Genomic DNA, 24,968 nt, shown 5'->3' with positions numbered 1-24,968 from the left:
TTGTGCCATGCGACGCGTCCTAGCCGCCACCCTGCTCCTGGCGGCCGCCGGCTGTTCCAGTGTGCCCGCCGCCGAGCCCGCCACGGAGTCCGCCACGGAGTCCGGCGGTGGGAGCCTTGCCCCTGTCGAATGGGGGCCGTGCACCGACATCAAGCGCCCTGACGGCGAGCTACCGGCCCGCCAGGACGCCTCGGTGCGCTGCGGGAAGCTCGAGGTGCCCCTCGACTACGCCCAGCCGGCCGGGGAGACGATCGACCTGGCGCTGATCAAGCTGCCGGCCACGGGCCAGCGGCTCGGGTCGGTGGTGTTCAACTTCGGCGGCCCGGGCGCCTCCGGGGTGGACACGCTCGATCAGGCCGCCAAGGCGCTCACCACACTGCGGGCCCGTTACGACCTGATCAGCTTCGACCCGCGCGGCGTCGAGCGCAGCTCCGGGGTGCGCTGCGGCAGCGGGGCCGATATGGACCGATTCACCTCGCTTGACACGTTGCCGCCCAACGAGGAGACGCACCAGCGGAGCGAAGCGGCCAACAAGGAGTTCGCCGCGCTCTGCCAGAAGAACTCCGGCAAGATCCTGCCGTACGTCGGCACCGTGAACGCCGCCCGCGACCTGGACCGCATCCGCGCCGCCCTGGGCGACGCCAAGCTCAACTACGTCGGCATGTCCTACGGCACCCAGCTCGGCGGCGTCTACGCCACCCAGTTCCCCCAGAAGGTGGGCCGCATGGTGCTCGACGCGCCGCTCGACCCGACCGTCACGTTCGAGCAGCGGACGCTGGCCCAGACGCGTGGCTTCCAGCAGGCGTACGAGAGCTTCCTCAAGGCGTGCGTCAAGAACTCATGCACGATCGGCAGGGACCCGGCCACGGCCAACGCCAACGTCGAGAACCTGATGAATGAGCTGACGGCCAAACCGCTGAAGGTCGGCAACCGCGACCTCACTCAGGGGCTGGCGTCGACCGGCGTGGCCGCCGCGCTGTACTCGGAGATGACCTGGCCGTTCCTGGAGCAGGCGCTGAGCGATGCGCTCAAGGGCAAGGGCGGCGCGCTGATGTACCTGGCCGACTCCTACACCGGGCGCAAACCGGACGGCACCTACTCGACGCAGATGACCAGCTTCCCGGCGATCACCTGCGTCGACACCGCCGAGCGGCCGACCCCGGCCGAGTTGCGGCGCACCGAGCAGGCCGCGCTCAGGATCTCCCCGCTGTTCGGCAGCGAGGGCTCGGGCGGGCTGTGCCGGGTGTGGCCGGCCCAGGGCAGCGACCAGGCGCGGCACGTGAACGCCACCGGGTCGGCGCCGATCGTGGTGGTGGGCGGCAAGGGCGACCCGGCCACGCCGTACGAGTGGGCGCCCAGGCTCACGGCCCAGCTCAAGACCGCCACGCTGGTCACGTACATGGGCGAAGGGCACGGGGCGTACCTGTCGGGCAGCAAGTGCGTGCAGGGCCTCGTGGACGCGTACATGATCGACGGCAAGGTGCCGGAGAAGGGCGCCACGTGCCCGGCGGCCTAGTGTGTGGCGGGTGAAGGACTACGAGTCAGAGATCGAGACGGAGGCGGCACGCCTCGCGGAGTTGTCGGGCGACCTCTCGGTCCCGGTGCCCACGTGCCCGGGCTGGACGCTCGCCGAGTTGGTCACACACGTCGGCCAAACCCATCGGTGGGCGGTGCACGTGCTGCGCAACCGGGTGCAGGAGCGGGTCTGGTCGCGCCAGGTGCCCAGCGGGCTTGCCGAGGGTCAGAGCGGCGACGCCCGGTGGCTGCTGGCCGGAGCCGCGGAGCTGCTGCGAACCCTGCGCGAGACCGACCCGGAGCTGGCGGTGTGGACCTGGGGTCCCGACAAGCGGGCGTCCTGGTGGCCGCGGCGGATGGTGTTCGAGCTGGTGATCCACCGGGCCGACGCTGAGCTCGCGCTCGGCGTCGACCCGGTGATCCCGGCGGCGACCGCGGTGGACGGCATCGAGGAGTTCCTGCACAACCTGCCGTCCGCGGCCTGGGTCACCCGGTCCCTGGGCGAGCTCGGCGTGGAGGGGGCCACGATCCACCTCCACGCTAACGACGCCGAGGGCGAGTGGACGATCACGCAGGGACCCGCCGGGACGATCGCATGGGCCCGTGGCCACGCCAAGGGCGACACCGCCGTCCAGGGGCCGGTGCGCGACCTGCTCCTCATGCTGTACGGGCGGCGCTCCCCCGAGGCGCTCACCGTGTACGGCGACCACAGCTTGCTGGAGCGCTGGCTGACCGCTGCCGCGTTCTGACCGGCGCCTGATCCCCAGCGGACCGGCGTCGGAGGCCGTCGCCTTGGATCGGGCCGGTTTGGCCGACCGGAGCCGCCGGTCGTCGAGGCCCTGGGCGCGCCGCCGCTCGGCGATCGGCGGCGTGCCCAGGGCGAGGGGTGAACCGCTCCTGGGAAGCGGGCCCATGGCCTGCCGGGGTCGGCGGGGAAGGCGCTCTCCCCGGCCCGGCCACGGGTCATCACCTGCGGTGGAAGATCCCGAAGACGCTGCCGGACGTGTCACGCAGATAGGCGAAGTCCGTGCCCGCGCCGTCGTCGATCACCTTCGTGATCACCTTGCCGCCGAGCGTCTCGCTCTGGGCGCAGGTCGCCTCGACGTCGGCCACGTGCACGTGGAAGATCGCGTGGTTGGGGAACTCGCCCTTGGTGTTGTAGAGCCCGCCCACCGGCTGCTCACCGCCCGGATGGCCGATCAGCCGATAGTCGATCGGGCCCTCGTCGCGCATGAACGTCCAGCCGAACAGCCCGCCGTAGAACGTCTGAGCACCCTCGGGGTCGTCGGTCGCGACCTCGAACCACGTCACCGTGTTGTCCATCATCGTCTCCTTGCTTTCTCGAACAAGACAACGATGTAGCGTGTTGGCGACAACCCTATGTCGGTGTTTTCGATTGATTAATCGAGCACAGTGCCGTGCACGATCATCTCGGGCAGGTCGGTGGCGAAGCCCTCCAGCGGCCGGTCGGGGCAGCGCTCGGCGGTGACGGTGGCGGCCGCGATGCGGTCGAGGCGGAAGACGCGTACGTCGTCGCGCAGCCGGCACCACGCCACGAGATACCAGAAACCGCCGCGGCCACCCAGGAACACCCCTGGCTCGACGTCGCGTGAGGTGAGGGCCCCCTTGGCGTCGGCGTATTCGAGCCTGAGCACCCGGCGGCGCAGCAGCGCCTCCTCGATGGCCCGGGAGATGCCCTCGCCGCCGAGCGGCTGGATCGCGCTGCCCGGCTCCTCCGGCAGCCGCATGAGCTGCACCCGGCGGGCCAGCTCCCTGGCCAGATCGCCCTCGGGACCCGGCATGGCGGCGACCACCTTGCGTAAGGCGCTGCGGGCCTGCCGGCCGAACGGCTGGTCACCGGCCCGGCTGAGCGCCACCGCGATGGCCACCGCCTCGGCGGGCGTGAAGTTGAGCGGCGGCAGGGACATCTTCTTGTCGATGGCGTAACCGCCCTTGCGTCCCGGCTCGGCGTAGATCGGCACGCCCGACTCCTGCAGCGCGGTGATGTCGCGCTCGATCGTGCGCACGCTGACCTCGAACCGCTGAGCCAGCTCCCGCGCGGAACGGCGGCGGGGGGCGATGGCACGCAGGTCCTCGACGAGTGCGTAGAGCCGGTCGGTACGATTCACAGCCGTGACGCTACGCCGCGCCACCGACAATCGCCGGGGCCCGGGCAGCCCCGAGATACCCTCCTCACTGCCGGGTCACACGGCTATCACGGTTTCGGCCAGTGTCCTGACGCCCCTGTGGCGCATCTCACACCGCCGCCTGAGCCCCGGGTGGGGGAGCCCGCTTTCACGCCCGGCAAACGATCGCAGGTTTTTCCGCCGGCGATGTCGAAGAGGCCGCGCCGGCTCCGACCCGCTGACGCAAGCATCCGAAAGAGGCAGGAGACCATGAAGTACATGATCATCATTTACGGCAACCAGGAACTGTGGGAGTCGTTCTCGGCCGAGGAGACGCAGAAGCACATCGCCGAGCAGGACGCGTTCAACCGCAAGTACGCCGAGACAGGTGAGCTGCTGGGCGCGTTCGGCACCGCCGACGCCGTCCAGGCCAAGACCGTGCGGGTGCGCAACGGCTTGCCCGCCGTCACCGACGGCCCCTACCTGGAGTCCAAGGAATACCTGGCCAGCTGGTATCTGGTGGAGGTCGACGACGAGCAACGCGCCCTCGACCTGGCCGCCGAGCTGCCCTTCGCCTCGGTCGGCGCGGTCGAGGTCTGGCCGGTCCCGCACGAGGCCCCGGGCAACAGGATCTAGGCGCCGGCCCAGTCGAGCAGGCGGTCCAGCGGCCAGGTGTTGACGATGCGCTCGGCCTCGATGCCGCACCTGGCCGCCCGCTCGCACCCGTACCGCTGCCAGTCGAGCTGCCCGGGTGCGTGCGCGTCGGAGTCGATCGCGAACACGCAGCCCATCTCGTACGCCAGCCGCATCAGCCGCTTCGGCGGGTCGAGCCGATCGGGCCGGGAGTTGATCTCGACCGCCACCCCGAACCGCCGGCAGGCCTCGAAGACCAGCTCGGCCTCGAACTCCGACTCCGGCCGCTTGACGCCCCGCTTGCCGCCCGCCTGCACGACCCGCCCGGTGCAGTGCCCGAGCACGTCCACCAGCGGATTGGCGATCGCGGTGACCATCCGCCGCGTCATCTCCTCCCCGCCCATGCGCAGCTTGGAGTGCACGCTGGCGACCACGACGTCCAGCCGCTCCAGCAACGCGGGATCCTGGTCGAGCGTGCCGTCCGTGTTGATGTCCACCTCGATGCCGGTGAGGACCCTGAACGGCGCCAGCCGCTCGTTGAGCTTCGCCACCACCTCCAGCTGCCGCTCCAGCCGCTCCGCCGACAGGCCCTTGGCCACGGTCAGCCGCGGCGAATGGTCGGTCACCGCCACGTAGTCGTGACCGAGGCCGATGGCCGCCTCGGCCATCTCCTCGATCGGGGAACCGCCGTCCGACCAGTCCGAGTGGCTGTGCAGGTCGCCTTTCAACGCGGCCCGCAACACGGCGGTCTCGGCGTCCAGCTCGACCTCGGCAGTGGCCCGCATCCTTCTCAAGTACGTAGGAACCTGGCCGTCCAGGCTTTCGTTCACAACAAGAGCGGTGACTTTCCCGATGCCGGGCAGGTCGCCGAGTCCGCCGGTGCGGGCCAGCCGCACGAGCTCGTCCTGGGGGAGGTCGGCGACCACGGCGGCGGCGCGACGGAAGGCACGCACGCGGTAGGTGGGCTCGCCGGCGCGCTCCAGCAGGAAGGCGATCTCGCGCAGCGCCTCAGTCGGTTCCATGCGTTAAGTCATACCCAAGCCAATGGCAATCGCGGGCCGCTACACATTGATCGGCGACGCGGGCCACCGCTAGGCTGATCGGCCCAGGAAAGCAGGAGTTGATGGCAAAACCGCCGCAGGCGCCCACGGGGCAGCCGCGCAAATCGTCGAAGGTCGTTCCACTGGTCGTCCTCGGGGTCCTATCCGTGATGGTGGTCGGATATTGCTCCGCCGTGCAGGACGACGACGAGGTCGCCGCGGACTGCGTCGTCCAGCTTGCGGACGGCACCTACGAGGTCGTCGACGACGACAACTGCGAGGATGACGACGGCCGCACGCACTATTACGGCGGCTCCCGCGGGGCGTACATCTGGTATTACGGCGGCCGCAGGGTCGGCAACCGGGTCGAGGGCGGCACCACCTACCGGCCCTCTGACGTCAACATCACCTCTCGTAACGGCAAGTCGATCCAGCGGGGCGGGTTCGGCAACAGCTGGAGCGGCGGGAGCTGAGACGTGCGCCGCGAACATGGCACTCCCAGGGACGACTGGGAGAAGACGATCGAAAGCCACGGCCTGGCCTACCACCGGGCCGCGCACCCCGAGGGCCTGAGCCGGCCCTACTGGGACGAGTCCGTGCACTACGTCTTCTCGATGGACGAGGTCGAGGCGCTGGAGGAGCAGGTCGAAGAGCTCCACGGCATGTGCCTGCGCACCGTCGAGCACGTGATCTCCACCGGGCGCTTCGCCGACTTCGCCATCCCCGAGTGGGCGTGGGAGGAAGTGGCGCGCTCGTGGGAGCGCCGCGATCCGCACCTGTACGGCCGCTTCGACCTGCGCTACGACGGCACCGGCCCGGCCAAGCTGCTGGAGTACAACGCCGACACGCCGACCTCGCTCGTGGAGTCGTCCGTCGTGCAGTGGTTCTGGCTGCAGGACACGCACCCGGACGACGACCAGTGGAACTCCGTGCACGAGCGGCTCATCGACCGCTGGCGCGAGCTGCGGCTGCCGCCGGGGCCGGTGCACTTCTCGTTCACGAACGCGGACGAGACCGGCGAGGAGGCCATGACGGTGGCCTACCTGCAAGAGACCGCCGAACAGGCGGGACTGCAGACGGCCGCCATCGCCATGGAGGACATCGGCTGGGACTCGCTCAACATGCGCTTCGTCGACCTCGACGAGCAGATGATCCGCTCGGTGTTCAAGCTCTACCCCTGGGAGTGGATGCTGAGCGACGAGTTCGGCCGGCACGCGGTGCGGCACGCCACCTGGATCGAGCCGCTGTGGAAGGCGCTGCTGTCCAACAAGGCCCTGCTGGCCGTGTTGTGGGAGCTCTACCCAGGGCATCCCTCGCTGCTGCCCGCCTACCTGGACGGCCCGCGCGAGCTGACCTCCTACATCGCCAAGCCGTTGCTCGGCAGGGAGGGCGCCTCCATGCGGATCGTCACCCCGGAGGGCACTCAGGAGACGCCCGGCAGATACGGCCAGGAAGGTTACGTCTTCCAGGGCTTCGAGGCGCTGCCCGTGTTCGAGGGGCAGCGGCCGGTGCTCGGCGCCTGGATGGTCGCCGACGAGTCGGCCGGCCTCGGCATCAGGGAGACGACCGGCCTGATCACCGACGACACCTCCTCCTTCGTCCCGCATCGCATCGCGGGCTGACACCCTCCACGTGATAGGAACTGACGTGACCCTTCTCGAAACCCTCGCCCGCGGCGCGGGTGCCATCGCCTCGTACGCCGCCGTCGGCGTGATCCTGATGATCGTCGGCTTCTACGTGATCGACTGGGCCACCCCTGGCAAGCTGAGCGAGATCATCCGCAGCGAGCGCAATCCGAACGCCACCCTGCTGGCCACGTCCGCCCTGGCCGCCGTCGGCCTGATCGTGGCCGCCTCCATCTGGTCCTCCGGCGGCCGGCTCGCCGAGGGCCTGGCGGGCACGGCGGTGTTCGGCCTGGTCGGGATCGTGGTGCAGACCGTGGCGATGCTCATATTCGACAAGATCGTCGGGATCTCGGTACGCGACCTGGTCAAGGAGCAGCAGTTGCAGCCGGGCGCGCGGCTGCTGGCGGTGACGCATGTGGCGATCGGCCTGATCACCGCTGTCGCGGTCATCTGACGGGCGTCGCATTCACCTGGGCCGAACTGGCACTCTAGAAGACGTGACAGACCGGACCCGGGAGGACACCACGCGCAGGCTCGAGCGGGCCATGGGCTCGCTCGGCACGGCGGCGATGGCACGCATGGACGACCAGTTGCCGTGGTTCCGCGCGCTCAGCGCCGAGGACCGGTCATGGGTGGGGCTCGTGGCCCAGGCCGGCATCGCGGCGTTCGTGGAGTGGTTCTCGACCGCCGGGGAGGACCCGCCCACGCCGAGCATCGAGTTCTTCGGCACCGCCCCGCGCGAGCTGAAGCGCTCGATATCGCTCCAGCAGACCGTCGACATCGTCAGGGTCGTGGTCGAGATCGTCGAGGCCCGCACCCACGAGCTGGCCTCCCCCGGCGGCGAGGACCAGCTGCAGCAGGCCATGCTCCGCTACACCCGGGACGTCGCCTTCGCCGCCGCCCACGTCTACGCCCGCGAGGCCGAGGCCAGGGGCTCGTGGGACGCCCGGCTTGAGGCGCTGATCGTGGACGCCCTCGTGCGCGGCGAGGTGGACGACGGGCTGCACTCGTGGGCCGCCGCGCTCGGCTGGACCTCCTCCCCCGTGGTCGTCATCGCCGGCCACGCCCCCGAAGACGACCCCCGCGCGGTGATCGACGGCCTGCGGGAGAAGGGCCGGCGCATCGGCATGGACCTGCTGGCCGGCGTGCAGGCCGACCGGCTGATCGTGATCGTCGGCGGCGCGCAGAGCGTTGACGACGCCGCCAAACAGGTCGTGGCCCGCTTCGGCATCGGGCCCATCGTGATCGGCCCCGAGGTCCCCGACCTGCACGCGGCCGCCAGGTCGGCCAGGGCCGCGCTGGCCGGGCTGAAGGCGTCCTCCGGGTGGCCGGACGCGCCCCGCCCGGTGCACGCCGAGGACCTCCTGGCCGAGCGGGCGCTCGACGGCGACGACGATGCCAGGCAGCAGCTCATCGAGCACGTCTACCTGCCGCTCGCCGGCACTCCGCTGCTCGACACGCTGGCGACGTACCTGGAGCAGGGCACCTCGCTGGAGGCGACGGCACGGCTGCTGTTCGTCCACCCCAACACCGTCCGCTACCGGCTCAAGAAGATCACCGAGCTGACCGGATACCTGCCGACGGAGGGCCGGTCCGCCTTCACGCTCCAGGTCGGCCTGATTCTGGGCAGGCTCGCGGAGAGCGCCGTAACTTGGCGGGCCCTAACGTAATGGCGCCGAAATCCCCACTGTAGGCTTCCTACAAATCGCCGTGGACAAAGTTCGTACGGATCTCTATCCGCGTGTCGGAGTTCTACAGGGCAAGGTGGATTTCGTGCTTGTAGTCGTCGCTCCGGGCCAAGGTGCCCAAACCCCAGGCTTCCTGACCCCATGGCTCGAGCTGCCCGGTCTCGCTGACCGGCTCGGCGCCTGGTCCGAGGTCGCCGGGATCGACCTGATCGCCTACGGGACCACCGCCGACGCCGACGAGATCCGCGACACCGCCGTCGCCCAGCCGCTGCTCGTGGCCGCCGCCCTGGCCTCCGCCGAGGCGCTCGGTGTGGCCCCCGACGTGCTCGCGGGCCACAGCGTAGGGGAGTTCGCCGCGGCCGCCCTGGCCGGGGTGCTCACCCCGGAGGAGGCGCTCACCCTCGTACGCGAGCGCGCCCAGGCCATGGCCAAGGCCGCCGCCATCACCGCGACCGGCATGACCGCCGTGCTCGGCGGCGTGGGGGACGAGGTGCTCGCCGCCATCGAGCGGCACGGGCTGACGCCCGCCAACATCAACGGCGCCGGCCAGATCGTGGCCGGCGGCACGACGGAGCAGCTGGCCGCGTTCAAGGACGACGCGCCGGCCCGCGCCCGGCTGATCCCGCTGTCGGTGGCGGGCGCGTTCCACACGCACCACATGGCGCCGGCCGTGGAGAGCCTGCGCGAGGCCGCCAGGGCCATCGTGCCCGGCGACCCGCGGGTCACGCTGCTGTCCAACTCCGACGGCAAGCCCGTCGCCACCGGCGCCGAGTTCGTGGAGCGGCTGGTCAAGCAGGTCAGCAGCCCCGTCAGGTGGGACGCCTGCGCGGAGACCATGGCCGCGCTCGGGGTCACCACGATGATCGAGCTACTACCCGGCGGCACGCTGACCGGCCTGGCCAGGCGTGGCCTGCGCGGCGTGCAGACCGTGGCGCTGAAGACTCCGGACGACCTCGACGCGGCCAGGGAGCTGATCAAATGAGGATCCCCGACATCGCCCCCGGCGGCAGGGTGCTGGCGCTCGGCCACTACCAGCCGGCCAACGTCGTCACCAACGACGACCTGGCCAAGACCATGGACACCAACGACGAGTGGATCCAGTCGCGCGTCGGCATCAAAGAGCGCAGGGTCGCTCCCGAGAGCGAGTCGCTCGAGGACATGGCCACCATCGCCGGCGGCAAGGCGCTGGCCGCGAGCGGCCTGTCGCCCGAGGACATCGACCTGGTCATCGTCGCCACCTGCACGCTCGAGTCGCAGATCCCCAACGCCTCCGCCATCGTGGCGCACCGCCTCGGCATCAAGGCGCCGGGCGCGTTCGACGTCAACGCTGCCTGCGCCGGCTTCTGCTACGCGCTCGGCACCGCCGACGCCGCCGTACGCGCGGGCTCGGCCAAGCACGTGCTGGTCATCGGCGCGGAGAAGTTGTCGCAGTGGGTCGACTGGACCGACCGGGCCACCGCCGTGATCTTCGCCGACGGCGCCGGAGCCGCGGTGGTGGGCCCCTCCGACACGCCCGGCATCGGGCCCGTCGTCTGGGGCAGCGCCGGCGACAAGGCCGAGGCCATCCGCATCGACGACCGCACGACGTTCCTGCACCAGGAGGGGCAGACCGTCTTCCGCTGGGCCACCACCGCGCTCTATCCGGTGGCGCTGGAAGCCTGCTCCCGAGCGGGGGTGGACCCGGCCGAGCTGGCGGCGTTCATCCCCCACCAGGCCAACCTGCGCATCATCGAGGCCATCGCCCGCAAGCTGGGCGCCGACAAGGCCGTCGTGGCGCGTGACATCATCACCGCCGGCAACACCTCCGCCGCGTCCATCCCGCTCGCGCTGTCGCGCATGCTGGAGCGCGGCGAGGTCCGCTCGGGCGGCCTCGCGCTCATGCTCGGTTTCGGCGCGGGGCTCACCTACGCGGGCCAAGTGATCGAGATTCCGTAGGATCTCGCCCGTACCACTCACAGGCTTGTGCGGCGCGGCCGCACAGAACCCAGGAAACCAAAGGAGAACCAATAACATGGCAGCCAGCGAGCAGGAGATCCTCGAAGGCCTCGGCAAGATCATCAACGAGATCACCGGCATTCCGGCCTCCGACGTGACGCCCGAGAAGAGCTTCGTGGACGACCTCGACATCGACTCCCTGTCCATGGTCGAGATCGCCGTGGCCGCCCAGGACGAGTTCGGCGTCGAGATTCCCGACGACCAGCTCAAGAACCTGAAGACGGTCAAGGACGTTCTCACCTTCATCCAGGCCTAGCGGATGGAGAAACCTGCTGAATGGACCGCCGCCGTGGCTGCCTCGACCAGACACGACAGTGCGGCAGTCCGATGAGCAGGTTTCCTGTCCGGAGGGCCTCCCATCTGACTAGCAAGGAGCGCGAAACGTGAGTGCGAACCGGGTACGTGTCGTCGTCACCGGGCTTGGAGCGACGACGCCCGTCGGTGGAGACGTCACCTCGACCTGGACGGCGCTCCTCGCCGGTCAGTCGGGTGTCGAGACGCTCACCGCGGACTGGATCGACACCGTCCCCGTGAAGTTCGCGGGGACGGCCGCGGTGGATCCGGCAGAGGTGCTGCCGCGGCCCGAGGCCCGCAGGCTCGACCGCAGCGAGCAGTTCGCGATGGTCGCCTCCAGGGAGGCCTGGCAGGACGCCGGCGCCCCCGAGGTGGCGCCCGAGCGGCTCGGCGTGGTGGTCTCCAGCGGCATCGGCGGCATCAACACCACGCTGGCCGCCTACGACACCTACCGGGAGCGCGGCTGGAACCGGCTGTCGCCCTTCACGGTGCCGATGCTCATGCCCAACGGGCCGGCCGCCTGGATCGGCCTCGACCGGGGCGCCCAGGCAGGCGTGCACGCCACCGTGTCGGCCTGCGCGTCCGGGGCCGAGGCCATCGGCTACGCCATGGACATGATCAGGGCAGGGCGCGCCGACGTGGTGGTCGCCGGCGGCACCGAGGCGGCGATCCACGGGCTCAACCTGGCGGCCTTCGCCGCCGCGCGGGCCATGTCCACCCGCAACGACGACCCTGCGGGCGCGTCCCGGCCGTGGGACCGCGACCGTGACGGGTTCGTGCTCGGCGAGGGCGCCGGGATCGTCGTGCTGGAGTCGGAGGAGCACGCCAAGGCGCGCGGCGCCCGGATCTACGCCTACTGCGCCGGCGTGGGCTACTCCGCCGACGCCCACCACATCACCCAGCCGGAGCCCGAGGGCCGGGGCATCATCATGGCGATGACCCACGCGCTCAACGACGCGGGCATCACCGGCCTCGACGTCAAGCACGTCAACGCACACGCCACCTCGACCCCCGCGGGCGATGTCGGCGAGGTCCAGGCGGTGGCCAAGGCCATCGGCACCCACCCGCTGGTGACCTCCACCAAGTCCATGACCGGGCATCTGCTCGGCGGCGCCGGCGGCATCGAGTCCGTCTTCACCATCAAGGCGCTGCAGGAGCGGATCGTCCCCGCCACCATCAACCTCGACAACATCGACGACGGCATCGAGGTGGACCTCGTCTACGGCAAGAACCGTACGCTGCCGCAAGGCGATATCGCCGCCGTCAACAACTCGTTCGGATTCGGCGGGCACAACGTGTCCGTCGTGTTCAAGGGAGCCTGAATAAACGTGCTCGGCAACCGGAGGTGACGCGCGGCTCCGATCAGGAGCCTGCCGATCTCCGCGATCCTGCCATCCGCCTGGCCGCGATGGGCCGCCTCGAAGGCGCGCCGGCCATCGTCCAAGGCGGCGGGCAGTGAGGGTTGCGAGCACAGCGTCCACGCAGATGACGTGGTCGTCCGTGAACGGGTGCCGGTCATCAGGATCCGGCACTCCGGCGGTGCGCGACTCGCCGAAGGCGTCGAGTCGCCGCACGCCGACGTCAAGGCGCGCCAGTTCGCCACGCCGCTGAGCCGCCTCGGCGGCCGGGCGGTCGGTGTGATCGCCGGCAAGCCGATGCGGCTCGGCGGCTGCCTCGACGCCACGTCCGCCGAGAAAGCCGCCCGCTTCGTACGTATGTGTGACGCGTTCGGCGTGCCTTTGGTTGTCGTGCCTTTGGTTCTCGGGCCTCAGGCGACGGAACCGTACGCGGGCTTGCCCGCCCACTCGTACGTGACGTACACGACGCCGGCGTCGGTGGTGGACGACCCGGTGAGCTTCAGGCCGGCTGGCGTGGCGCCCTCGGCGAAGAGCCGCTTTCCTTGGCCGAGGACGACGGGGAAGACCAGCAGGTGGTACTCGTCGACCAGTTCGGCCTGCTGCAGCGTCCGGAGCAGGTCGCTGCTGCCCTGGACGAGGATCACGCCGTCGGTGCGCTGCTTGAGGTCGGCGACCGTCTGGGCGGCCTCTCCCACCAGGACCTCGGTGTTGCGCCACTCGGCCGTCATCGGCGACCGCGTGGTGACGTACTTTCGCATGTTGTTGATCTGGGCGCCGCCCTCCTCGTCCGGCACGTTGGGCCAGTGCGAGGCGAGGATGTCGTACGACTTGCGGCCCAGGAGCATGGCGTCCGCGCGGTCCAGCAGGGGACCCATGATGCGGCCGAACCCCTCGTCCAGGTGCGGGGGCAACCAGCCTTCGTGCGGGAAACCGTTGGACGGGTCCTCTCCGGGCCCGCCGGGAGCCTGCATGATCCCGTCCAGCGTCACGAACGTTCCGACAACGAGCTTGCTGGCCATCTGTCGATCCTTCTCTCGAGGTGAGGGTGCTTTTCTTTCCTGCGCCTTCAGCCTCGCAACACCCCGTTACGGAATCCTTAATGCTTTCCTACGGAGCGACGAGCAGGGTCCGCGGGCGGCAGCATCGCGTGACCAACGAGGGCCCGTCGGGAGTGCGACCATAGACACGGGCGACGAGCAGGGTCCGCGGGCGGCAGCATCGCGTAACCAACAAGGACCCGTCGGGAGTGCGACCATAAACACGGGCGACGAGCAGGGTCCGCGGGCGGCAGCATCGCGTGACCAACGAGGGCCCGTCGGGAGTGCGACCATAGACACGGGCGACGAGCAGGGTCCGCGGGCGGCAGCATCGCGTGACCAACGAGGACCCGTCGACACGGGCCCGGGTCAGACGGCGGCGTGCAGCCAGCGGACCGGGGCGCCGTCGCCGGCGTACCTGAACGGCTCCAGTTCCTCGTCCCACGGGCGCCCGAGCATCTTGTCGATCTCCTCCTCCAGCACGCACCGCCCCTGGCCCGCCATCATCATGGCCGCGCGGAGCCGGTCCTCGGGGATCATGATGTCGCCGGAGACGCCCGTGACCGCGGTGAAGGCGCCGAGCGTCGGCGTATAGGCATGCCGGGAGCCGTCCACCCCGGGTGAGGCGTCCTCAGTGATCTCGAACCTGAGGCGCTGCCAGCCCATCAGCGAGGAGGCGATGGCCGCCGCGATGCCCGCACGGCCCTCCCACTCCGCCTGTGCCCGCACGACATTGGGCGCGGCGGGTTGCGGAGTCCACGTCAGATCTACGGGCACGCCAAGGACACCCGCGACTGCCCATTCGATGTGAGGGCACAGCGCGGGCTGAGCCGAGTGGACGTAAAGGACGCCACGAGCAGACACCGGACCTCCCGTTTCGGTACGAGGTGCGCCTTCCCCAACGGCCTCGTCCCGGGATGATCACAAGTGACTAGGGAGAGACTACCGTCGGTCGCTACTCGACACCAGAGGGGGGCCATACCAAGTTGGTGCGTGACACCTGATACAGGCGGGATACATACCCGGCCATGGAAATGCAATCTGTCGGCGAGGCCTTCATCCGGCCAGGTCAGCTGCTCATCGACCGCAGTGCCCTGTCCGCGACGGCCCGCTGGACCCAGGCCGTCTCCGAGGCGGACGGGGTCTGCGTCGTCCACCTGGCGCCCGGCGTCGATCCCTGCGAGCTCACGGCCGAGCTGCGCGGGCAGGGGCTCAGAGCGTCGCCGAACCATGTCCTCCGCGGCCAGCCGCTGTTCTTCGGCGGTCCGGCGTCCAGGCCGTTCCCCGCCCCGCCCATCTCGTACAAACCGGGCAGGACCCGGTCGGAGGTGACGGTGGGACTGCTCGACACCGGCATCGCCAAGCACCCGTGGTGGCTGGGCACCGACTGGTACGGCCAGGTCGGCCCCGAGGAGGCCGACGCGTCCGAGGGTCAGCAGGCCGGGCACGGGACGTTCCTCGCCGGCCTGCTGACGCGCAGCGCGCCCGGCGCGGCCCTGCGGGTGGGGCGCGTGCTGGACGGCGACGGCATCGGCGACGAGGCGTCCATCGTGCGCGCGCTCCACCGCCTACGGGAGCACCCCCCTCAGGTGCTCAATCTGTCCTTCGGCGGCCACACCTTCGACGACCGCCCGCCGCCGCTGCTGGCCGACGCCATCGCCGGGCTGACCGACACCGTGACGGTGGCCTGCGCCGGCAACACCGCCTCCGACCGGCTGTTCTGGCCGGGCGCACTGCCCAGCGTGGTCGGCGTGGCGGCGCTGGACGCCGCGCAGGCCGGCCGGGCCCCCTACTCCGGTTACGGCACGTGGGTGGACGCCTGTGCCCGGGGCGACTGGCTGACCAGCAGCTATCTCGACACGGAGGACTTCGGCGGCTTCGCGGCGTGGAGCGGCACGTCGTTCGCCACCGCCCTGGTGGCGGGGACTATTGCGGACGCGGCCAGGAACGAACCGGCGAAGGAGGTGGTCCGCCGGCTTCTCGACGGCGAGGGCACCCGGCAAATTCCGGATCTGGGGGTGCTCATCCCGTCGAGTCTGTAGAGTTTACGCTCAGTTCCCAGTCGATCACGGATGGGCATCATCGCCTCTCCGTGCCGGGTGAGAGGAGGCCGCGTGCAGCGCGATCCGGCGGAGCTCGTCCACGCCGCGGCCGAGGGCGACCGGTCGGCGTGGGAGGAGCTCGAGTCCAGGTTCGGGCCGCTCATGTGGGCCGTGGCCCGAGCGTGCGGCCTGAGCCCGGCCGATGCCGCGGACGTGGTCCAGGGCTCCTGGCTGCGCCTGCTCCAGCACCTGGACGGCATCAAGGACCCGGCGGGGGTGGGCGGGTGGCTCGCGACCACCGTGCGCCGCGAGGCCCTGCTGCTCTTGCGCAAGGACCGCCCGCGGGTCCTCTCCCCCGCGGTCGTCGAAGACCCCGACCCGGCCACCGCCGTTCTGGAGACCGACGGCAGGCAGCTGCTCTGGAAGTCGGTCTCCGCCCTGCACGAGCCCTGCCGCACGCTGCTCCAGCTGGTCGCGATCGATCTCGGGACCCGGCAGACGGCGATGCGGCTCGGACTGCCCATGGGCAGCGTCGGCCCGACCAGGGCCCGCTGTCTGGAGAGACTGCGCACTTTGATCTCGGCACAGGAGACGGCGCGATGATCAACGACGAATACTTTCTGGCCGCACTCCGGCTCGCCGCCGGCAACGACCCCATTCCGAGCCATGTGTCGGCCGCCGCGCGGGACGTCTACGGGCTCCGGGTTCCCCGGGCGCGGACCGCCGGCCCCGTCGAGTGCGCAGGGGTCCGCAGGAGCTCGGGCACACGCGACGACGACGGCTCGCACGTGATGCGCTTCGTCACGGGCGGCCTCACCTTCGATCTGGAGATGACGGTGGGCGACGGGCTCATCGACGTCGCCGGGCAGGTCGTCCCCCACCCGGGCGAGGGCACCCTCGTCGATGTGAAGACCCCGCATCTCACGCTGACCACGCGCATCACTCACAACGGCCAGTTCGCCGCCACCGGCCTGCCTCCCGGCTGGGTCAGCGTGGTGTGCCACCGGCCCGGCCACGTGCCCGTGCAGACCATGTGGGTGCGCATCCGGCCCTGACCGCCCCCGTGACCGGGACTCCCGGCCGTTTCGATCAAGGCCCGCCCATGAGGGACACCTCGGAGGATCTCGACCCGCTCATCGCGGCGGCCGAGGCCGCCATGCTGCGTTCATTGGTCGATCCCGGTCACGCCATGCACGCGGGCGGCGTCGTGCTCGCGGCTGCCCGCCGTACCGGATCTTCCGACGCCGCGGCGATCGCGCTCAGGGCGATGGCGCTGGCCGCCCGCGAGCTGGGCGATCTCGAGGGCGCCGAGCGGCACCTCCGGCAGGCCATCGCCACCCCGGGAGCCTCGCGGGAGCGGGTGGCGCAGGCCCGGCTGTCACTCGTCACCGTGCGCACCGAGCGCGGCCATCCTGTCCAGGCCCTGCGCGTGGCCGCACTGGCGTGGGCCTACCTGTCCCCGCTCGACCGTGCCAAGCTCGACACCCAGCGCGCGGTCGCGCTGGCCCACCTCGGTCGGCTGCAGGAGGCCGTCGCCGCGTGCGACCGCGCGCTGCGAGCCCTGGCGGGCGCGCCCGGCACCCTCGACAACCGCAGGTTCCTGGCGGGCGGCCTGCTCAACCGCGGCCTCGTCCACTCCTACCGGGGCGACTGGGATGCCGCCATGCGCGATCTCACCGCCTGCCTCCAGATCTCCCAGCATGCCGGGCTGCGTCACCTGGCCCGCCTGTCCGCCGCCAACCTGCCGTTCCTCGCGGTACGGCGGGGCGACATCGCCGAGGCGTTCCACCACTACCGGGAGGCAGAGGACACCCTCTTCGGCTATCCCGAGCGGCTGGCCACCATGCGGGCCGACTTCGCCGGCGCCCTGCTGGCCGCCCACCTGCCCGGCGAGGCCAGGGCCATGCTGAACCTCGCCGTGCCCGATCTGGAGACCTGCGGGGCCCGGGCGGCGCTGGCCGAGGCGCGGCTGAAGCTCGCCCAGGCGGAGCTGCTGATCGGCGACCCGCACCGAGCGCGAGCGGTGGCCGAGCAGGCGGCGGGCGAGCTGGCCGCGCAGGGCCGCACCTCGTGGCTGCCACTAGCCAGGGAGGTCGTGCTGCGCTCGCGCCTGGCACTCGAACCCGTCACGCCAGCACTGGTCACCGAGCTGATCGCGGGCGCGGACGAGCTGGAGGACGGAGGCGCCCACCTGGCGGGGGCGGCGGCGTTGCGCCTGGTGGCGGCCGAGGCGGCACTCGCCGTCGACGATCATCCGACGGCCTCCGCGCAGCTGGCCCGCCTCACCCGGCACGCCGACCTCCCCGGGCGCGGCGAGCGGTGGGCGCCCGCGGGCGCCCGGCTGACCTCGCTCGCGTCGGAGCCGCAGGCCAGGCAGCTGGCGCGGGCGTCGCAGATCCCGGTCCCCGTACGCCAGCATGCGCTCGCGATGGAGGCGGCGCTGCAGGAGGACATCCCCGGAGCCTTTCTGGCCGTCCGCGACGGGCTGGCCGAGGTGAGCGTGCAGGTGGAGACGTTCGCCGACCCTTCGCTGCGGGCGCACGTGGCCAGGGCCGGGGAGCGGCTTGCGGCGTTCGGGCTGGGGCTGGCGGTACGCGCCGGCGGGCCGTGCGACGTGTTCGAATGGGCCGAGCGATGGCGGGCCGTCACGGCGCCCGCCCATGCCTGTGCGCTGGCGGACCCCGAACGGGTGCGGGCCGAGCTGGGGCGGCGGGCTCTGGTGGAGTTCGTGGTGGACGGGGACTCGCTGCTGGCGGTGTTGATCACCGGGGAGCGGGTGGTGCTGCGGCGGCTGGGGGCCGTGCGGGCGGTCGAGGAGGCGATCGTACGGCTGCGTTACGCCGTCCGCAGGCGGTCGGAGGCGCGAGAGCGGCCGGATCTGCGGCGCGACAAGGATCTCCAGATCGTGGCCGGGGAGCTCGAGCAGCTGGTGTTCCGGCCGCTGGCGGCCGACCTGGGCGACGCGCCGCTGGTGGTGGTGCCGGTGGGCGCACTGCACACGCTTCCGTGGGGTGCGCTGCCGTTCCTGCGCGGGCGCCCCGTGAGCGTGGCGGCCAGCGCGGCCTCCTGGGTGCGGGCACGGGAAGGCGCTCGCGGGGCCGGGCCTCCCTCGGTGGCCGCGGCGGCCGGGCCGGCGCTGGCTCACGCGCAGGCCGAGGTGGCGCACGTGCTGGCCTGTCATCCGGGCGGGCGCGAGGTGCCGGGGCGCATCGAGCCGGTGCTGAACGCGCTGGCGGTCGCGGATGTGCTGCATCTGGCGGCGCACGGGGTGTTCCACGCCCGTAGTCCGCTGGTGTCCGGGATCACGCTGGAGGACGGGTCGCTCATGGCGTACGACCTGCTGAACGTGACGCGATCGCCAGAGCTCGTGGTGCTTTCCGCCTGCAATTCGGGCATGTCACGAACGCCGATGGAGGGGGCTCCGCTGGGGCTGCCGGGGACATTCCTGGCTAAGGGGTCGTCGTGCGTGATCGCAGGCATGGTGCCGGTGCAGGACGAGGCGGCGCGGGCGGTGATGAGCATGTTCCACGAGCTCGTCGCGGCCGGGCAGCCGCCGGACGCGGCACTGGCGCACGCCTCGGCCAAGACCGGGGTGTACGAGTTCACCAGCTTCGGAGCCGGCGACCGCCCGCTGTATCAGCCGGTGGCGACAGGTCTCGAAGGATCGGCGACCCAGTTGGACCAGGAGCCCACGTAGAGCGCGGCGGGCAGGCCCGCCACCTCCAGCGCGAGCACCTCGTGGGCGGCCGTCACCCCGGAGCCGCAGTAGGCCCCCGCCCGGACCCCGTCACCCACGCCAAGCTCCGCGAACCTGGCCCGAAGCACAGCGGCGTCGAGGAATCTGCCGTCGGGCCCGACGTTCTCCGTGGTGGGCGCGCTGACGGCCCCGGGAACATGCCCGGCCACCGGATCGACCGGCTCCACTTCGCCCCGATACCGTTCCGCCGCCCTGGCGTCGAGCAGGACGCCCTCGGCGGCCACGTCGGCCGCCCCGCCGGCGGTCAGCACCGGCATACCGCCCGGCCGCGCCGTGAAGTCGCCCTCCTTCACCGCCGGGGCCTCCTTCGTGGTCGGCAGGCCGGCCGCACTCCACGCGGACAACCCGCCGTCCAGCACCCGGACGTCATGGTGGCCGAAATACCGCAGCGCCCACCAGGCCCTGGCGGCGACGGTGGAGCCGACGTCGTCGTAGACCACCACCGGCCGGTCCTCGCCCACCCCGAGGCGGCGCATCGCGCTCTGGAACGCGTCCGGCGCAGGCAGCGGGTGACGTCCGCCCGCTCCTGGAGGGGCCGCCAGATCGGTGTCGAGGTCGCAGTAGACGGCGCCTGGGATGTGGCCTTCCCGGTAGAGCTCAATCCCGGGCGGGCCGCCCAGCCGCCAGCGAACGTCCAACAGCGCCACGTCGCCGAGCGCCGCGAGCCCGTCCGGGCTGATCAGCGGACTCGGCGGCGAGCCGGTCGGGCTCGTGGGCGGATTGGTCGGCGAGCTCGTCACGTGCGTACCTCCAACAGCGGGATGTTCTGCTCGGCCGGCGTCATCGACCCGTGGTAGCCGGTGAAGAGGGCCTCGATCGGGTTCGCGCTCGGCGCGATGATGGCCAGGCCGGTGTAGGGGACGGCCACGACGTCGCCGATGCGCTCCAGCCACGCCTCGCGCACCCGCGGCCCGAACCAGCCGGACTCGACCGCCTCCTGCCTGGACACTACCCATGCCTTGCCCTGGAAGACCTCGCGCCACGCCTCCAGCACGTGCGGCGCGGCGCCGGGCTCGGCGTAGATGTGCCTGGCCCTGGCCTCGCCGCCGATCAGCGCCACGCCTTCGGCCAGCTCGGGCGTGGTCTCCGCGTCGACCTTCTCGGTGGCGTTGACCATGCCGTGGTCGGCCGTGATGTAGAGGGCCGCGCCGGGTGGCAGTCCTTCGGCCAGCCGCTGAGCCATGTCGTCCACGATGGCGAGCTGCCGCAGCCATTCCTCGCTGCCCCAGCCTGCCAGGTGCCCGGCGGAGTCCAGATCGCCGTAGTAGACCGTGACGTGCGCAGGCCGCTCGCGCATCGCCTGATGCGTCCGGGCGACGCGCTCGTCCACGGTGTCGGCCGCCACGTAGCGCACGCCCCGGTAGACGGCCCTGGTGAGGCCGGTGCCCTCGAACTCGGCGGGGGCGACGTAGGCGGGCTCGATGCCGGCCCGGGCGGCCCGCTGGTAGACGGTCGGAGCGGGCTGCCACTGCTCGGGATCCATCGTGAGGCCGTCGGGCATCGTCCACCGTAGGCAGTTGAACAGGTGTCCGGTGCCCGGCACGGCCAGCGTCAAGCCCAGCATGCCGTGCTCGCCCGGCGGCAGGCCGGTGCCCAGCGAGCAGAGGCTGGTCACGGTGGTGGCGGGGAATCCGGCCGTGAGCGTCCTGCTGCTCAGCCCGGACAGGAACGGCGCCGCCTCGGCGTGCGCCCGCAACAGCTCCGCTCCCAGGCCGTCCACCAGGAACAGGCAGACCCGCTCAGCGGGCGCCAGGACGAGGGGCGAATTCGGTGTGCCGGGCTCGTTCGGCGTGGTCGGAGCGCTGGGAACGGGCTCAGGAACGCTCGAGTCGCCGTCGTGCACTCCCAGCGCGGCCAGCAGCGCACCAGGCAGATCCGCCAGCGACCCGCCGCCATACCCTGGCACCAGCATGCCCCTCATCTTAGGCATCTGTCCGTCTTCATGAGATTGTCGGTCTTCATGAGGATCGCGGGCCTCTCCGTTTTCGCCGGGGATCTCGCCCCCCTTGTTTTACGGCCGGCCAGGTTACCCGCACTCGCCATCGCTGGTTTCCGTCTGTCATGGCCGGTCGTGAAGGCTCACGGGGTGCTCGCCGTGACGAGCGCATTCTTGACCTGCGTCTTCGCTGACGTCTTGGCCATCGTCTTCGTGTCCGCCCGCTGACGGGCGTGGCGGCGCAGGCGGCCGTGCCCCGGCCGGAACGCGTCCGGCGCCGAAGGAGAGAGGGTCAGGCGGCGGCGCGGGCGGTGGCCTCGGAGAGGGACTTGGCGAAGGACAGGACGTGGGTGACCGCTTCCGGGCCGTCGGCCGCCTCACTGACCCTGAGGGACAGGTCATCGGCGGTGATCGCCCCCGTGTAACCGTGGTCGGCCTCGCAGTTTTCGTCGCCGCACGTAGCCGGCTCCAGGTCCACGTGGGAGATCGCACCCCAGCCGATGGTCAGCGTGACTTCCGTGGGCGGCACGCCCGGGACGTAGGAGGCGGGGTCGGGCACGACGCGGGTGACGGCGACCGATTGGATGCGGCTCAGGCGCACGGCCTCCGTGGTCGTGGAGGCATGGGACGTCGAGACGCCCTCCACCGCGGGGTGCTCGTCGGTGTGGCAGACCAGCAGCCGTGTCGTGGTCAGCACCAGCACGGTGACGTGCCTGCGCACCTCCATCGCAGGATCGAACGTGGCCTCATGGTGGACCACGAACGCGGTCACGGCTTCCTTGCCCAGCGCGGATTCGACCGCATCGGTGACGAGGTCGGGATAGTAGCCGCTGCGCTCGATCGCTTCACGCAGGCCCGCGGCTGAGACTCGGGTTTCCCTCATGGGTCCATCCTGCCAGGGCCGGGCAGTACACTCACCCGCCGGATATAACGCTCTATAACGTCTTTAGATTGGTAACAAAGGCCACTTCGGAGCACTGGCCTCACTTTGCCTTCACCTCCGGGGCGCGGTCATGACAGGCGGCGCGGGCCGCCGTCCAGGCGCGGGCCCGCCGGTGTGCGGAGGGTGGCGCGGGCGCCGAGGATCATGGCGTCGGACTCCCCTACGAGCACCTGGTCCAGGTCCAGGCGGGCCACCTCGGGCAGGTCGTTGGCCAGTCGGCCGACGCGTACGAGCAGCTCCTCCAGGGCGTCGACCGCCACCGGCGGGTAGCCGTATTCGCCGAAGAGCAGCGGCGTGGCGCGTACGGAGCGCACCAGCGCGGCGGCGTCCTCCCTCGTCAGGGGCGCGAGGCGGAACCCCTGGTCGAGGAGGAGCCGTGCGGTCACCTCACCGAGCCCGAACGACACCACCGGGCCGAACGCCGGATCCTCGATGACGCCCACCACGGTGGGCACGGCCGGTTGCGGCGCCATGGGCTGGACGGCCAGCCGCACCTTCTCGCCCAGTTGGTCGGCGAACTCGGCGTACGCGTGGCGCACCATCTCCGGGCCCGCCAACCCCAGGCGCACGGTGCCCGCGCGGCGCGAGGCGCCCGGGTCGGCGACCTTCAAGACCACGGGCCACCCGAGGCGCTCCGCGGCGGCCACGGCCTCGTCGGGCGAGCGCACCACCTCGGCGGGCCATACGGTGAGGCCGTAGCAGGACAGCAGATCCGTCGCGTCGATCTCGACCGGCGGTCCCGGCTCCGCGAAGACCACGGGCCGCGGGCGCACAGCGGCGGCCCGGTCCGCGCTCGCGGGACCGGGAGCGTCATACGACGCGACCGCCGGCGCGCTCGCCTGTTCCTGCGATCCGCCCACGGGACCGGAGGCCGTGCCCGACGCCGACTGACCAGCTGCCTTGTCCGTTGGGGCCGAGCCCGGGACGGACGGCGGCGTCGTCGCTTGGGCAGAAGCCGGAGTGTCCGGAGCCGCCGGGGTGGTCGTCAGGAGGGTGTGGACCAGGGAGCGGGCGCGGTCGGTGTCGATGTCGTCGAGCTCCGGCGGCGGCATCGCCGGTTGCGCGCGCCACGTGGCGTACCGCACCACGTGGGCCAGCGCCCGGACCGCCTCCTCGGGGGCCGCGTAGGAGGGGATGGATCCCCGCCCGGGCGTGGCCTGCGTACCGGCAGGGCCTTCCAGCCGCAGCGCCGGATGCATGCCCAGATGGCCGCGGAACGTTGTCAGCACCGGCTTGGGGACGTCCTTCGACACCCGTACCAGCTCGGCCGCCACCGCCTCGGTGTCACCGGCAAGGGGCGGCATGTAGATCACGACGGCGGCGTCCACGTCGGGCGAGGCGAGCTCGCCGGCGAGCGCCGTACCGAACTCCGAGGCTCCCGCGGCCGGTCCCAGGTTGACCGGCGGCCGGGGTTCGAGCCCGGCGGCGCGGCAGACGTCGGCGGCGAGCAGCCCGAGCGCGTCGGAGTTGGTCACGAGCGCGACCCTGGGCCCGGCGGGCAGCGGCTGGTAGGCCAGCAACTGCCCCACGTCGAACAGCTGGATGAGGTCGTCCACCCTGATCAGCCCGGCCTGCGCGAACAGGGAGCTGATCGCGGAGTCCGGCAGCCCGAGCTCCTCCGCCGAGTGCCCCGACGGGGTGCCGCCGCTCTTGACCACCACGATGGGCTTGCTCCGCGCGATGCGCCTGGCCAGCCGGGTGAACTTGCGCGGGTTACCCAGCGATTCGAGGTAAAGCAGGATCACCTCGGTGGCGTCGTCCTCCTCCCAGTACTGCAGGAGGTCGTTGCCCGACACGTCGGCACGGTTGCCGGCGGAGACGAACGACGAGATGCCCATGCCGCGCTGCGCCACCCGCTGCAGCAGCGCGGTGCCGAGCGCGCCCGACTGGCTGAAGAAGCCGACCTTGCCCCGCCCCGGCACGGTGGCGGCCAGCGTGGCGTTGAGCCGGACGGCGGGGTCGGTGTTGGCGATGCCGAGACAGTTGGGGCCGACCACGCGCAGGCCGTAGGAACGCGCGATGCGGGCCAGCTCGTCCTGCCTGGCCCGGCCGGGCGCGCCCGTCTCGCCGAAGCCGGAGGAGACCACGACCAGCCCGTGCACGCCTTTCTCCGCACACTCCTTGACCACGTCGAGCACGCCCTCGGCGGGCACAGCGACCACGGCCAGGTCGACGTCGCCGTCGATGGCGGTGACGCTCGGGTAGGCCCGCACGCCCGCCACCGCCCGCACCTCCCGGTGCACCGGGTAGACGGGACCGGTGAAGTCGGCGGCCAGCAGGTTGCGCAGGACGGTCTGGCCGACCCCGCCGGGCTCGCGGGAGGCGCCGATGACCGCGACCGAGCCCGGAGTGAGCAGCCTGGCGATCGACCTGGACTCGGCCCGGTGCTCGCGGGCCGCCGTCACCTCGGCGGAGGTCTCGGTGGGGGTGAGGTCGAGCGTCATGCGGACGACGCCGTCGGCGAACTGGCTCTGGGCGGTGTAGCCGGCCTGGCGCAGCAGGCCCATCATGCGCATGTTGGCGGGCAGGACATCGGCGATGAAACGCTCGATGCCGTGTTCGCGGGCGGTGGCGGCCAGGTGCTCCAGGAGCACGGAGGCCACTCCCCTGCCCTGGTGGGCGTCCTCGACGAGAAAGGCCACCTCGGCCTCGCCCGGCCCGGTGCGGTCGTAACGGATCACGGCGACCATCTCGGTGCCGATGGTGGCGATCAGGGCGACCCTGTGGAGATAGTCGACATTGGTGAACCGCTCGACGTCGCGGTCGGACAACCGCGGCCGCGGCCCGAAGAACCGGAAATAGATCGACTCGTCCGACAGTCGCGAGTAGAAGGCACGGAGGCGGTCCGCGTCGGCGGGCCTGATCGGGCGTACGTGCGCCGTGCCGCCGTCGGCAAGGACGACGTCGGCCTCCCAATGAGCCGGATATTGTGCCTCCACAGTCTCGAGCGTAAACCCGCATCCCACATGCCAAGACCCG

24 protein-coding genes and 1 pseudogene are annotated in these 24,968 nt (G+C 71.4%); 16 read left to right on the top strand and 9 right to left on the bottom strand.

Going from position 1 to position 24,968, the window contains the following annotated elements; all coding sequences use genetic code 11:
• Positions 1–7: 7 nt before the first annotated feature.
• Together OHA25_RS27245 and OHA25_RS27240 are read left to right on the top strand one after the other, a co-directional pair.
• Positions 8–1,516 carry an alpha/beta hydrolase gene (locus OHA25_RS27245; RefSeq protein ID WP_327590299.1) on the top strand — a complete coding sequence of 503 codons (1,509 nt, stop codon included), beginning with the start codon at positions 8–10 and terminating at the stop codon, positions 1,514–1,516.
• 10 nt (positions 1,517–1,526) lie between these two features.
• Positions 1,527–2,264, top strand: coding sequence for a maleylpyruvate isomerase family mycothiol-dependent enzyme (locus OHA25_RS27240; protein WP_327590298.1), 738 nt, complete (start codon positions 1,527–1,529; stop codon positions 2,262–2,264).
• Positions 2,265–2,481: 217 nt separating this feature from the next.
• On the opposite strand, the gene OHA25_RS27235 is transcribed toward OHA25_RS27240, so the two are convergent.
• Complete coding sequence (locus tag OHA25_RS27235) at positions 2,482–2,841, bottom strand: VOC family protein (protein WP_327590297.1); 360 nt, start codon at positions 2,839–2,841, stop codon at positions 2,482–2,484.
• 74 nt (positions 2,842–2,915) lie between these two features.
• Positions 2,916–3,644: a helix-turn-helix transcriptional regulator gene (locus OHA25_RS27230; protein WP_305922599.1), complete on the bottom strand. Its 729-nt coding sequence runs from the start codon at positions 3,642–3,644 to the stop codon at positions 2,916–2,918.
• 267 nt (positions 3,645–3,911) lie between these two features.
• Between OHA25_RS27230 and OHA25_RS27225 the strand changes: the two genes are divergently transcribed.
• Positions 3,912–4,277, top strand: a complete 366-nt coding sequence (locus tag OHA25_RS27225) for a YciI family protein (RefSeq protein ID WP_327590296.1) — start codon at positions 3,912–3,914, stop codon at positions 4,275–4,277.
• On the opposite strand, the gene OHA25_RS27220 is transcribed toward OHA25_RS27225, so the two are convergent.
• A complete protein-coding gene (locus tag OHA25_RS27220) occupies positions 4,274–5,296 on the bottom strand; it encodes a PHP domain-containing protein (protein ID WP_327590295.1) in 1,023 nt (340 codons plus the stop codon). The genes OHA25_RS27225 and OHA25_RS27220 overlap by 4 nt on opposite strands.
• Positions 5,297–5,397: 101 nt before the next feature.
• Here OHA25_RS27220 and OHA25_RS27215 point away from each other — a divergent pair, with 101 nt between their 5' ends.
• The 9 genes and pseudogenes from OHA25_RS27215 to OHA25_RS27175 all read left to right on the top strand — a co-directional run.
• Positions 5,398–5,787, top strand: a complete 390-nt coding sequence (locus tag OHA25_RS27215) for a hypothetical protein (RefSeq protein WP_327590294.1) — start codon at positions 5,398–5,400, stop codon at positions 5,785–5,787.
• Positions 5,788–5,790: 3 nt separating this feature from the next.
• Complete coding sequence (locus OHA25_RS27210; RefSeq protein WP_327590293.1) at positions 5,791–6,936, top strand: glutathionylspermidine synthase family protein; 1,146 nt, start codon at positions 5,791–5,793, stop codon at positions 6,934–6,936.
• A 25-nt stretch (positions 6,937–6,961) separates the two neighbouring features.
• Positions 6,962–7,393 (top strand): DUF350 domain-containing protein, encoded by a 432-nt coding sequence (locus OHA25_RS27205; RefSeq protein ID WP_327590292.1) that lies wholly within the window; start codon positions 6,962–6,964, stop codon positions 7,391–7,393.
• A 91-nt stretch (positions 7,394–7,484) separates the two neighbouring features.
• Entirely contained in the window at positions 7,485–8,609 is a 1,125-nt protein-coding gene (locus OHA25_RS27200) for a PucR family transcriptional regulator (protein ID WP_327591049.1), read from the top strand.
• A 103-nt stretch (positions 8,610–8,712) separates the two neighbouring features.
• Positions 8,713–9,609, top strand: a complete 897-nt coding sequence (locus OHA25_RS27195) for an ACP S-malonyltransferase (RefSeq protein WP_327590291.1) — start codon at positions 8,713–8,715, stop codon at positions 9,607–9,609.
• A complete protein-coding gene (locus OHA25_RS27190) occupies positions 9,606–10,562 on the top strand; it encodes a beta-ketoacyl-ACP synthase III (protein WP_327590290.1) in 957 nt (318 codons plus the stop codon). Before OHA25_RS27195 ends, OHA25_RS27190 begins: the two co-directional genes overlap by 4 nt.
• Before the next feature lie 76 nt (positions 10,563–10,638).
• Entirely contained in the window at positions 10,639–10,878 is a 240-nt protein-coding gene (locus tag OHA25_RS27185) for an acyl carrier protein (RefSeq protein WP_127935306.1), read from the top strand.
• Positions 10,879–11,005: 127 nt separating this feature from the next.
• Positions 11,006–12,238: a beta-ketoacyl-ACP synthase II gene (fabF, locus tag OHA25_RS27180; RefSeq protein ID WP_305922592.1), complete on the top strand. Its 1,233-nt coding sequence runs from the start codon at positions 11,006–11,008 to the stop codon at positions 12,236–12,238.
• A 279-nt stretch (positions 12,239–12,517) separates the two neighbouring features.
• Positions 12,518–12,677 (top strand): annotated as a pseudogene (locus OHA25_RS27175) (carboxyl transferase domain-containing protein); the annotation flags it as partial.
• Between the two features lie 7 nt (positions 12,678–12,684).
• Here the strand turns inward: OHA25_RS27175 and OHA25_RS27170 are convergent.
• Positions 12,685–13,293, bottom strand: coding sequence for a dihydrofolate reductase family protein (locus tag OHA25_RS27170; protein ID WP_327590289.1), 609 nt, complete (start codon positions 13,291–13,293; stop codon positions 12,685–12,687).
• Positions 13,294–13,680: 387 nt separating this feature from the next.
• Complete coding sequence (locus OHA25_RS27165; protein WP_327590288.1) at positions 13,681–14,175, bottom strand: DUF3145 domain-containing protein; 495 nt, start codon at positions 14,173–14,175, stop codon at positions 13,681–13,683.
• Positions 14,176–14,339: 164 nt separating this feature from the next.
• Between OHA25_RS27165 and OHA25_RS27160 the strand changes: the two genes are divergently transcribed.
• From OHA25_RS27160 to OHA25_RS27145, 4 genes are all read left to right on the top strand, one after another.
• Complete coding sequence (locus OHA25_RS27160) at positions 14,340–15,353, top strand: S8 family peptidase (RefSeq protein WP_327590287.1); 1,014 nt, start codon at positions 14,340–14,342, stop codon at positions 15,351–15,353.
• Positions 15,354–15,425: 72 nt separating this feature from the next.
• Complete coding sequence (locus tag OHA25_RS27155) at positions 15,426–15,956, top strand: RNA polymerase sigma factor (protein WP_327590286.1); 531 nt, start codon at positions 15,426–15,428, stop codon at positions 15,954–15,956.
• A complete protein-coding gene (locus tag OHA25_RS27150) occupies positions 15,953–16,408 on the top strand; it encodes a hypothetical protein (RefSeq protein ID WP_305922587.1) in 456 nt (151 codons plus the stop codon). Before OHA25_RS27155 ends, OHA25_RS27150 begins: the two co-directional genes overlap by 4 nt.
• Positions 16,409–16,455: 47 nt before the next feature.
• On the top strand, positions 16,456–19,050 hold the full coding sequence (locus OHA25_RS27145) for a CHAT domain-containing protein (RefSeq protein WP_327590285.1): 2,595 nt from the start codon (positions 16,456–16,458) through the stop codon (positions 19,048–19,050).
• Here the strand turns inward: OHA25_RS27145 and OHA25_RS27140 are convergent.
• The 4 genes from OHA25_RS27140 to OHA25_RS27125 form a co-directional block, all read right to left on the bottom strand.
• On the bottom strand, positions 18,990–19,850 hold the full coding sequence (locus OHA25_RS27140; RefSeq protein ID WP_327590284.1) for a sulfurtransferase: 861 nt from the start codon (positions 19,848–19,850) through the stop codon (positions 18,990–18,992). The genes OHA25_RS27145 and OHA25_RS27140 overlap by 61 nt on opposite strands.
• A complete protein-coding gene (locus tag OHA25_RS27135) occupies positions 19,847–21,022 on the bottom strand; it encodes an alkaline phosphatase family protein (protein WP_327590283.1) in 1,176 nt (391 codons plus the stop codon). The genes OHA25_RS27140 and OHA25_RS27135 overlap by 4 nt, the downstream gene beginning before the upstream one ends.
• 316 nt (positions 21,023–21,338) lie before the next feature.
• Entirely contained in the window at positions 21,339–21,929 is a 591-nt protein-coding gene (locus tag OHA25_RS27130) for a DUF5998 family protein (RefSeq protein WP_305922583.1), read from the bottom strand.
• A gap of 128 nt (positions 21,930–22,057) precedes the next feature.
• Complete coding sequence (locus OHA25_RS27125; protein WP_327590282.1) at positions 22,058–24,928, bottom strand: bifunctional acetate--CoA ligase family protein/GNAT family N-acetyltransferase; 2,871 nt, start codon at positions 24,926–24,928, stop codon at positions 22,058–22,060.
• Positions 24,929–24,968 lie beyond the last annotated feature (40 nt).

Origin of the sequence: Nonomuraea sp. NBC_00507, from assembly GCF_036013525.1 — a bacterium.
Lineage (GTDB): Bacteria > Actinomycetota > Actinomycetes > Streptosporangiales > Streptosporangiaceae > Nonomuraea.
This window is presented reverse-complemented; position numbering and strand designations above follow the sequence as displayed.

Coding starts and splice junctions, on each gene's coding strand:
- OHA25_RS27160 (WP_327590287.1), top strand. CDS start 14,340: ATGGAAATGCAATCTGTCGGCGAGGCCTTCATCCGGCCAGGTCAGCTG.
- OHA25_RS27150 (WP_305922587.1), top strand. CDS start 15,953: ATGATCAACGACGAATACTTTCTGGCCGCACTCCGGCTCGCCGCCGGC.
- OHA25_RS27225 (WP_327590296.1), top strand. CDS start 3,912: ATGAAGTACATGATCATCATTTACGGCAACCAGGAACTGTGGGAGTCG.
- OHA25_RS27215 (WP_327590294.1), top strand. CDS start 5,398: ATGGCAAAACCGCCGCAGGCGCCCACGGGGCAGCCGCGCAAATCGTCG.
- OHA25_RS27185 (WP_127935306.1), top strand. CDS start 10,639: ATGGCAGCCAGCGAGCAGGAGATCCTCGAAGGCCTCGGCAAGATCATC.
- OHA25_RS27220 (WP_327590295.1), bottom strand. CDS start 5,296: ATGGAACCGACTGAGGCGCTGCGCGAGATCGCCTTCCTGCTGGAGCGC.
- OHA25_RS27170 (WP_327590289.1), bottom strand. CDS start 13,293: ATGGCCAGCAAGCTCGTTGTCGGAACGTTCGTGACGCTGGACGGGATC.
- OHA25_RS27235 (WP_327590297.1), bottom strand. CDS start 2,841: ATGATGGACAACACGGTGACGTGGTTCGAGGTCGCGACCGACGACCCC.
- OHA25_RS27145 (WP_327590285.1), top strand. CDS start 16,456: ATGAGGGACACCTCGGAGGATCTCGACCCGCTCATCGCGGCGGCCGAG.
- OHA25_RS27200 (WP_327591049.1), top strand. CDS start 7,485: ATGGGCTCGCTCGGCACGGCGGCGATGGCACGCATGGACGACCAGTTG.
- OHA25_RS27130 (WP_305922583.1), bottom strand. CDS start 21,929: ATGAGGGAAACCCGAGTCTCAGCCGCGGGCCTGCGTGAAGCGATCGAG.
- OHA25_RS27245 (WP_327590299.1), top strand. CDS start 8: ATGCGACGCGTCCTAGCCGCCACCCTGCTCCTGGCGGCCGCCGGCTGT.
- OHA25_RS27190 (WP_327590290.1), top strand. CDS start 9,606: ATGAGGATCCCCGACATCGCCCCCGGCGGCAGGGTGCTGGCGCTCGGC.
- OHA25_RS27135 (WP_327590283.1), bottom strand. CDS start 21,022: ATGCTGGTGCCAGGGTATGGCGGCGGGTCGCTGGCGGATCTGCCTGGT.